8 protein-coding genes are annotated in these 5,936 nt (G+C 55.4%); 5 read left to right on the plus strand and 3 right to left on the minus strand.

The window, feature by feature from the left end:
- The first annotated feature begins 591 nt into the window (after positions 1–591).
- Entirely contained in the window at positions 592–774 is a 183-nt protein-coding gene (locus tag ASE94_RS21340) for a hypothetical protein (RefSeq protein ID WP_210166233.1), read from the plus strand.
- A gap of 51 nt (positions 775–825) precedes the next feature.
- On the opposite strand, the gene ASE94_RS08370 is transcribed toward ASE94_RS21340, so the two are convergent.
- On the minus strand, positions 826–1,272 hold the full coding sequence (locus tag ASE94_RS08370) for an OB-fold nucleic acid binding domain-containing protein (protein ID WP_156352062.1): 447 nt from the start codon (positions 1,270–1,272) through the stop codon (positions 826–828).
- Between the two features lie 285 nt (positions 1,273–1,557).
- On the minus strand, positions 1,558–2,583 hold the full coding sequence (locus ASE94_RS08375; protein ID WP_062630027.1) for an aldo/keto reductase: 1,026 nt from the start codon (positions 2,581–2,583) through the stop codon (positions 1,558–1,560).
- A gap of 486 nt (positions 2,584–3,069) precedes the next feature.
- Between ASE94_RS08375 and ASE94_RS08380 the strand changes: the two genes are divergently transcribed.
- The gene (locus tag ASE94_RS08380; RefSeq protein WP_156352064.1) at positions 3,070–3,246 is read left to right on the plus strand and encodes a hypothetical protein; all 177 of its coding nucleotides are present in this window, start codon (positions 3,070–3,072) and stop codon (positions 3,244–3,246) included.
- Between the two features lie 203 nt (positions 3,247–3,449).
- Positions 3,450–3,689 carry a hypothetical protein gene (locus tag ASE94_RS08385; RefSeq protein ID WP_062630029.1) on the plus strand — a complete coding sequence of 80 codons (240 nt, stop codon included), beginning with the start codon at positions 3,450–3,452 and terminating at the stop codon, positions 3,687–3,689.
- 18 nt (positions 3,690–3,707) lie between these two features.
- Here ASE94_RS08385 and ASE94_RS21135 read toward each other — a convergent pair whose 3' ends face one another.
- A complete protein-coding gene (locus ASE94_RS21135; RefSeq protein ID WP_062630030.1) occupies positions 3,708–4,151 on the minus strand; it encodes a hypothetical protein in 444 nt (147 codons plus the stop codon).
- Between ASE94_RS21135 and ASE94_RS08395 the strand changes: the two genes are divergently transcribed.
- The gene (locus ASE94_RS08395) at positions 4,129–4,968 is read left to right on the plus strand and encodes an alpha/beta hydrolase (RefSeq protein ID WP_162236065.1); all 840 of its coding nucleotides are present in this window, start codon (positions 4,129–4,131) and stop codon (positions 4,966–4,968) included. The genes ASE94_RS21135 and ASE94_RS08395 overlap by 23 nt on opposite strands.
- A gap of 217 nt (positions 4,969–5,185) precedes the next feature.
- Complete coding sequence (locus ASE94_RS08400; RefSeq protein WP_062630032.1) at positions 5,186–5,698, plus strand: GNAT family N-acetyltransferase; 513 nt, start codon at positions 5,186–5,188, stop codon at positions 5,696–5,698.
- Positions 5,699–5,936: the final 238 nt, after the last annotated feature.

Consider the following 5,936-nt stretch of genomic DNA (forward strand, 5'->3'; position numbering starts at 1 on the left):
ACCGCATCAACGAATTGCTCCCTTGGAACTTCGTGCCCAAGGTGTGACCGGCACATCGCTTACAATGTGCCAACACGTCGCATCTCATTTTTCGGGTGATGGATGCCGTTTGAAGAGGCGCTAGCGGCTCACTCCCAAACGGGTGTTATTAGTTCTCGGATGGAAGGACTGCTTGTGGTGAGCAACTCGAACGAGGTTCGGGGATTTCGCTACGACACCTTCGGAGCCTTACATGCCTTTCGGATCTGATCCAAAGCCTTCTGCCAACCTAGTTCAAGCCGATACCTCCCCGTCGGACACGCCCACCTCCAAGCCAGCGGTTTCGGAGGCTGAGAATGTCTCGATGCGACAGGCGGTCGATCGGGCACTCCAAGCAAGAGCAGAAAGTGGCAAAGCAGGTATCGCAGCGGCGATCGTGCTGAACGGTAAGGTCGTCGGCCAAGGAGAGAATGAGGTTCGCCTGCAGTCAGATCCAACAAAGCATGCCGAAATGGTTGCGCTTACAGAAGCCGCCAAATCCATGGGCACGACCGACCTTTCCTCCTGCGTGATGATTCAACACTGCAACCCTGCGAGATGTGCCTTTCGGCCATGCGCTTCGCAGGGATCACAAGGGTTATCTTCGGCGCGACACAGGAAAAGGTCGCCGGCAAATACTTTGTTTTCCCAAACCTGAAGCTGGGCGACTTTCAAGCGGCAGGCGAACCGTTCGAAGCGATCGGTGGCCTTTTCGAGGATGAGCTGCTGCCCCTTTATGAGAATGGTGATGAGTGAGGACCGGGTGGCTAATCGCGCCAATCACGGAGGCTCAGCCACTGGTGCCGGTCAGTGAAAATGTCGGCCAATGACCTTCAACGTGTCGATGTGCAGATCCGGCACATAGATATCGCGCTGACGGAACCCGTCCCGTTCTCTTGTCCTGGAGTCGCCGGATGACCCGCCATGAGCGAATTCGTCACCGCGACCGGGTCGAACGGAGAACCGCCCGTCCCTGCCGCCGACGGTTGCAAGTTCAGCGGTCATGTCCGTCATGGACTTCGCTATAAGGTGGACTAACTCTCCTTCTCTTTGCAGCTTGCCATAAATGGACATCATGGACGCGCCGAGGACGATCCGGCGGTGCTGTTCGAAGACCTTGGGCCAGACTATGAGATTGGCGGTTCCGGTCTCGTTCTCGATGGTAATGAACATGACGCCCTTGGCGCTACCCGGCATCTGACCGACGAGCACCATCCCTGCCGTTGATATCCAATGGTTGTTCCGTGTGGCCATGGCCTCGGCGAAGGAAAGAAGCCGAGCGTTTTGCCCAACACCGGCGTACTACACGATCATTCGCGCGCGTGAGCTCTGTCACGTCGCGCTTCTCGCTGTGCACCTAGGGAAATCCGGCGGATCGAAATCTGGCTCCCGAACCGAGATCAGAAATCGACGATGTGTATCGTCGTTCACACGGATGAGTGCGCAATCGAAGTGTGAGCACTAAGGGTGGCGTGAAGCGTCTCCACTGAGCAATATCCACAATCAGCCACACCTATGGCGCGATGCTTTAGCCGTCCTTCATCGCCCTCCTTCGAGCTTGCGATGGCGCTGACCAATGCCGCCTTCGCCATAGGGATAATCTGACATTTCTGGTTTGCTGACGTCGCTGAGTTTGGTCACCTCTTCCTGGCTGAGCACCAAGTCCGATGCACCAAGATTGTCTGTGAGCTGTTCGGTTGTTCTGGCGCCGATGATTACGGAAGTGACCGCAGGTTGTGCAGCAACCCAGGCCAAAGCGACCTGTGCCATCGTGGCGCCGCGGGAATGAGAAATGTCTTCAACCGCGCCAATAACGTCCCAGGTCTTGGCATTGCCGTTTCGCTTGTCGAAGGCTTCCATGCCGCGCTTTGGATTCTCGCCCAGCCTTGTGGCGCCGGTCGGCATTTGATCGCGCTTATATTTGCCGCTCAACCAGCCTCCGCCGAGCGGAGACCAAGGCAGAAGGCCAATATGGGCATCGAGAGCCGCCGGCACGATCTCGTGCTCGATGTCGCGTACCAGCAGATTATACTGGGGCTGCAGAGTTACCGGAGGCTGATAGCCCTGGCCCTTGGCGATCCAGACCGCTTTCGTAAGCTGCCAGCCAAGGAAATTGGAGAGCCCGTAATAGCCGATCTTGCCTCCTGCGATTGCGTCATCGAGAAAACGCAGCGTTTCATCAAGTGGCGTCAATGCGTCAAAGGCGTGGACCTGATAAAGGTCGATGTGCTCGACCTGAAGTCTTCTCAGAGAAGCGTCGAGCGCCTCGTTTAGATTTTTTCGCGACAAGCCAAGGTGATTTGGACCGTCACCCATTGGAAAACGACCTTTGGTGGTGACGACCAGATCGCGAAGCTTCTTGGTCTTAAGCCAGCGTCCGACGATCTCTTCGGATACGCCGGCGCTATAGACATTGGCCGTGTCCAGAAAATTGCCGCCCGCCTCAACATACTGGTCCATCAGCCGGATTGAGGTCGCCTCGTCCGATTCTGCCCCAAAGGTCATTGTGCCAAGACAATAAGCCGAGACGACTGCACCACTGTTGCCGAGCTTACGATACTGCATGGGAAAGCCTCCTGTTATCGAGCAAACGCCACCGACTAAAACTCGGTTGCTAATCGGCGAACCCGCCGCCGGCATGGGTCAGCTCCTTGACCGTGTGTCTCGCCAGATTTAGCACCTCCGGGCAGCTTTCAAAGAAAAGAGTCGATGCCCACGAAATTCCAATCCGAGAGCGGCGCTGTTTCGCCAATCGCCGATACGACACACAAATTTCCGATCTACTATTGCGAGGAATGTGGCGCGCCCAACTCCGCCTTCGGCATAGCGCGTGCCGACGGACGCCTGAGCTATTGCGGCTGGGACGGATTTAGGCCGTTGTGTGTTACCAAGGGCAAAGGCGAGACGGTTGCCGCGCCATTACCTTCCGCGGCACCGTGGTGAGAATTTGGTCTTTCAGTCTACCTGGCAACGGATGTGGGAAGCATTGACGACTCTCTGTAGTTCGCCGTTTCTCACTTCGGTGTTAATGTTGGTGGGTTGGAGAATTCCATGACCAAAAATAATCCGCAGAATAAAATTGCGTCCCGCGCAGATAGAGACGAGATGCCAGATGCCTCGCTCGATAAAGTCGCCGGCGGGGGGGCGCCACCTGTTCAGGGCGGCGTCGCGATGGTACCCGAAGAAACCAATAGAAACGGCGAAAGCGGCCCCACGAAGTCGCCGTGACTGGAAATGTGTGGAAGGGCTCGCGCCGTAGCAAGCCTTTCGCCGACAAGTTCTCAGGGATCTCCATAAGTCGGGGATGCTACGCGTCTGTATGCCCGGTCCATGTCTTGGGGCCACATTGGTTGCCAGCCGTTGATTAGTCACTAACCGCTTGTGATGGAACGGCTTCTGACCTTCAACCGTATTGGAGCCGGAGGTTCGCCATGCCGCGGTTCTTTTTCGACATCTCGGAAGATGACAAAACAGTAGTCGATCCAGATGGCCACGAATTGCCGTCAGTTCAGAAGGCGCATGAGGAGGCAGTCAGAACAACCTCGGAACTATCGATGGACACCGCCTGCACAACTAAGGCGCATGCAGTGAAGGTCGCAGTGTCCGACGCGTCGCACCACTTGATCTGCACGACCAATGTGAGCTTTGATCCCGGCGAGATAGACATCTGACCCATCAGTCAATGCTGCTCACTCCTGCGGTTTCTCATCTCTCTCCGCAATCTCTTCTCCGGTTTGATTGCCCGATTGACCGCCGCCGGCGACCTTGTCCAGCAATGCATCGGACAGCTCATCAGATTTTTGCGGCTTAGGTTTATCGATTGTTTTTGGCATCTTTGACATGGGAGTTATCTGTTGAGCTGAGGTTGCTGCCTCTATCGTAGCAGTTCGACCTCGATCGCTGAAATTTATTGACAGCAATATCCACCCATCGATGCCGCGTTTTCGTCCCGCCTTCAACAAACCGGAAATATCCGGCAGGTCAGGGGTGGTTTCGAACTGGCAGCTTTTGGGGGTAATCGCCGTTGCGCTGCCTTGAATGTCCGCTATACCGCTGGCATTTGTTGTAAATCTTGGAGCAACGATGGAAACGACTGAGAAATACGTAAAAATGCCGGACGCATTGATATACACGCAGGCGGCAGGGCTATCTCAGCGCGGCACAATTCTTCTCTCAATGGGAGCGACCGCGTCGATGGCGTGGTGGCCGACTGACTTTATTGAGGCACTCGCCGATGCAGGCTACCGGGTCATTTCGTTCGACCAACGGGACACCGGTCGTTCGACGCACTCTGCTCCGGGCATGCCACCCTATGACGTTCCCGACCTCGTCGAAGACGTTATCGGCATACTCGATGCGTATGAGGTGTCGTCTGCGCATTTGATGGGTATGTCGCTCGGGGGTCTGGTTTCCCAGATCGCCGCGCTCAAACATCCCGAACGGGTCGCCACCATTACTTTGTTCGCAGCAGAGCCTTTGAACAACACTTACGATGGCGAAGGTATTCCGGCTGAAATGATGGAGCATTTCGGCGGCATCGGTACGCTGGATTGGACCAGCCGTAAGGATGTAACGAGATTTTTGCTTCGCATTGCCGAATTGAGCACCGCTTCCTCACGACGTTTCGACCGTGAAGCGGCACTGGACCGGATTGGCCGAGAACTCGACCAAACCTCCGACATTCGAGCAGCATTCAATCATGCGATGCTGCAGGGAAAAATCGATCCCAGTCTCGACGCCAAAGATATAATCCAACCCACCTTGATCATCCACGGCGAAGCGGATCCCCTTATCTCAGTCGCCGCCGCAAACAAGACTTCGGAGCTTGTCCAAAACGCGGAATTGGTCGTGCTGGAAGATGTTGGGCACGAATTCACACCCGCTGAAGTGCCGCCTATCTTAAAAGCCATTGTCGGCTTCATCGAGAACGCCACGAAAGAGCATGCATAGTCTAGCAGTTTCGGGGTGGAAAGAAGACGGTCTGCAATCGATCGCGCAACGCAAATTGCACACGCATCAAAAGCTTTGTAGACTGCCTTTGCGAAGTTTTTGGTGAATAGGCTCCCATGCCCTGCTACTCGAACGTCCGTTTGCGCTGAACGAAGAAAAGTAAAGGTCGCCGGGTCTCGTACGAGACGGCCTTTTCATGACTTTTTCAGGAGCAAAAATGGACTTTCGTATTGAGGCGTTCCGGTCCGAGCATAAAACGGAAATTGTAGAACTTTCACTGAGAGCATGGGAGCCGGTATTCGCGTCACTTCGACCTGCCGTTCCATCCTACGCATATGATGCCTTCTACCCTCTCGGGTGGTCGGTCAGGCAGGCTCAGGAAGTTGAGGAAGTGCTCGACCAAGATGGCGCGAGTATCTGGGTGGCCGTCGATCGAACTGTTCGGGTGATCGGTTGGGTCGGGCTGCTATTCCACACCTCCTTCCAACTGGGTGAGGTGCGCATTATGGCGGTTGAACCCTTGCACCAACGGCAAGGCATCGGCAAAGCATTGCTGGTGTGGGCTGAACGCATCATGCGCCAACACGGGCTTAAAGTATCACTCGTAGATACGGGGACTGACCCCGGCCATGAACCTGCACGGAAGACCTACGAGGCAGCCGGATACCTGCAGTGGCCTTCAGTCAAGTACATGAAAGAAAGAACTCTAATCAAGCTTGGGAAGCGCTGATCACAAATGTCGGCGCTTCCCATAGCTGCTTTTGGAAAATCTGTTTCGGGCCCCGAAGGTCTGAAATGGGGGGCTAGACCTGCCAGGCTGAAAAGGGCCCCATTCCCGCCGTCTAGACTGCATTTTGATTTCCCGAAAGCTGCCGGTCTGCTTAGGTCGCCGCCAAGTCAAAAACGGGTGGTTTCCGGACTGGCAGCTTCCGGTTCTTGCCATTATGAACCGGACATGGCAGCCACTC

The organism is Devosia sp. Leaf64 (genome assembly GCF_001421945.1).
Classification (GTDB): domain Bacteria; phylum Pseudomonadota; class Alphaproteobacteria; order Rhizobiales; family Devosiaceae; genus Devosia.